Here is a 2,356-nt window from a genome sequence, read left to right on the forward strand (position 1 = left end):
AACTGGTCTTCCGGCACTGGCACGTCACCGCAGGTTTCGCAGTGGATGATCGGGATCGGGCAGCCCCAGTAGCGCTGGCGGCTGATGCCCCAGTCGCGCAGGCGGAACTGGGTGCGCGAGGCACCGAACAGGACCGCGCGCTGGTACAGGAAGGCCTGGAAGCTGTGGTGCTGCTGCTGGCGCCAATCACGCCGCACATCAGCCATGAACTGTGGAGCCGCCTGGGCCACAGCGACGCGGTCATCGATGCGCGCTGGCCGGTGCAGGATGACAGCGCGCTGGTACAGGACACATTGCAACTGGTTATCCAGGTTAACGGTAAACTGCGCGGCCAGATCGACATGCCTGCCAGCGCCAGCCGTGAAGACGTGGAAGCCGCAGCGCGCATCAACGAAAACGTGCTGCGCTTTACCGAAGGCCTGACGATCCGCAAAGTGATCGTAGTGCCGGGCAAACTGGTCAACATCGTCGCCAGCTAATCGGATCGGGCGCAGGGCTTGAGCCCTGCGCCGAACTAAACCTTTAAGGCCTCGATAAGGCCCACATGGTTTCAAGGGGAGCAACAAAATGATCAAACGCAATTTGCTGGTGATGGGCCTCGCTGTGCTGCTGAGCGCTTGCGGCTTCCAGCTGCGTGGCACCGCCACCAATGAACTGAGCATCAAGGAACTGGACGTCAGCGCACGCAACGCCTACGGCGAGACCGTGACCCAGCTGCGCCAGGCCCTGGAAAGCAGCGGTGTACGCGTCGGTTCCGGCGCGACTTACAAACTGAATCTGGTGGACGAGAAAGAAACCCAGCGTAACCTCAGCTACGCCAGTGCCGGCCGTGCGTCGGACATTGAGCTGAACACCCTGGTCGTCTATGAACTGCAAGGCCGCGACCACCTGCCATTGATGGGTGACAAGGTTGAAGTGCAGAAAGTCGTGAGCCACGACGGTAACAACCTGGTGGGCTCGGACTCGGAGATCATCCAGGTTCGCAAGGAAATGCGTCGTGAGGTGATCCAGCGTCTGATGATTCGTCTGCAACAGCTGACGCCAGAGAAACTGGCCGCCTTGCAACTGACAGCCGACAACAAGGCCAAGGCTGACGCCGATGCCCTGAAAGCTGCGCAAGAATACGAAGACAACACGCCGAAACAATCGCCTGCCGAAGTCCCTGTCGAGTAAGCCAGACGGGGCGCCCCTGGCGCCCCGTTTGCCCCGCCTATGAAACTTGCCCCCGCCCAACTCGCCAAGCACCTGCAAGGTGGCCTTGCGCCTGTCTATATCGTCAGCGGTGATGACCCGCTGCTGTGCCAGGAAGCGGCCGACGCGATTCGCACCGCCGCACGCCAGCAAGGCTTCGATGAACGCCAGGTGTTCAGCGCCGACGCCAGTTTCGACTGGGGCACGCTGCTGCAAGCCGGTGCGAGCATGTCGTTGTTCGCCGAGAAACGCCTGCTGGAACTGCGCCTGCCTTCAGGCAAGCCGGGTGACAAGGGCGCGGCGGCGTTGATGGAATACTGCTCACGCCCCGCTGAGGACACGGTACTGCTGATCAGCTTGCCCAAGCTTGATGGCAGCGCGCAGAAAACCAAGTGGGGCAAGGCGCTGGTAGAAGGCCCGCAAACCCAGTTCATCCAGATCTGGCCAGTAGACAGCAACCAGTTGCCGCAATGGATACGTCAGCGCCTGTCGCAATCAGGGCTGTCGGCAACGCAAGATGCCGTCGAGCTCATCGCCGCCAGGGTCGAGGGCAACCTGCTTGCCGCCGCCCAGGAAATCGAAAAGCTCAAGCTGATGGCCGAAGACGGGCAGATCACCGTCGAAACCGTCCAGGGCGCGGTGGCTGATAGCGCGCGCTTTGATGTGTTCGGGTTGGTGGACGCGATTCTCAATGGCGAACCCGCCCACGCCCTGCGCATGCTCGAAGGCTTGCGCGGTGAAGGTGTGGAACCGCCGGTGATTCTGTGGGCGCTGGCTCGAGAGTTGCGAGTGCTGGCCAATATTGCCCTGCAATACAGCCAAGGCACGCCGCTGGACAAATGCTTCAGCCAGGCCAGGCCGCCGGTGTGGGACAAGCGCAAACCCCTGATGAGCAAAGCCCTGCAACGCCACTCGGCGCAACGCTGGGCGCAGCTGTTGTTGGAAGCGCAACGCATCGACGCGCAGATCAAAGGCCAGGCGGCAGGTTCGCCGTGGATGAGCCTGAGCCGTTTGTCACTGTTGATGTCTGGCCAACGCCTGACACTCCCCGCTGAATAACCCCGCTGTCCCCTGTGGGAGCTGGCTTGCCTGCGATAGCGGTGTGTCAGCCACTACATTTTTGCTGATGGACCGCCATCGCAGGCAAGCCAGCTCCCACATTGGC

General features: G+C 61.8%; 2 protein-coding genes and 2 pseudogenes. 3 read left to right on the forward strand and 1 reads right to left on the reverse strand.

Features of this window, described 5'->3' with window-relative positions:
• A pseudogene (locus FEM54_RS35185) lies at positions 1-125 on the reverse strand (class I tRNA ligase family protein); the annotation flags it as partial.
• Between the two features lie 3 nt (positions 126-128).
• Here FEM54_RS35185 and FEM54_RS30715 point away from each other — a divergent pair.
• The 3 genes and pseudogenes from FEM54_RS30715 to holA form a co-directional block, all read left to right on the forward strand.
• Positions 129-479: pseudogene (locus tag FEM54_RS30715) on the forward strand (class I tRNA ligase family protein); the annotation flags it as partial.
• Positions 480-567: 88 nt separating this feature from the next.
• The gene (locus FEM54_RS30720; protein WP_017136059.1) at positions 568-1,173 is read left to right on the forward strand and encodes an LPS-assembly lipoprotein LptE; all 606 of its coding nucleotides are present in this window, start codon (positions 568-570) and stop codon (positions 1,171-1,173) included.
• A 39-nt stretch (positions 1,174-1,212) separates the two neighbouring features.
• Positions 1,213-2,250 (forward strand): DNA polymerase III subunit delta, encoded by a 1,038-nt coding sequence (gene holA / locus FEM54_RS30725; RefSeq protein ID WP_017136058.1) that lies wholly within the window; start codon positions 1,213-1,215, stop codon positions 2,248-2,250.
• Positions 2,251-2,356: the final 106 nt, after the last annotated feature.

The organism is Pseudomonas edaphica, from assembly GCF_005863185.1.
GTDB classification, from domain to species: Bacteria; Pseudomonadota; Gammaproteobacteria; order Pseudomonadales; family Pseudomonadaceae; genus Aquipseudomonas; species Aquipseudomonas edaphica.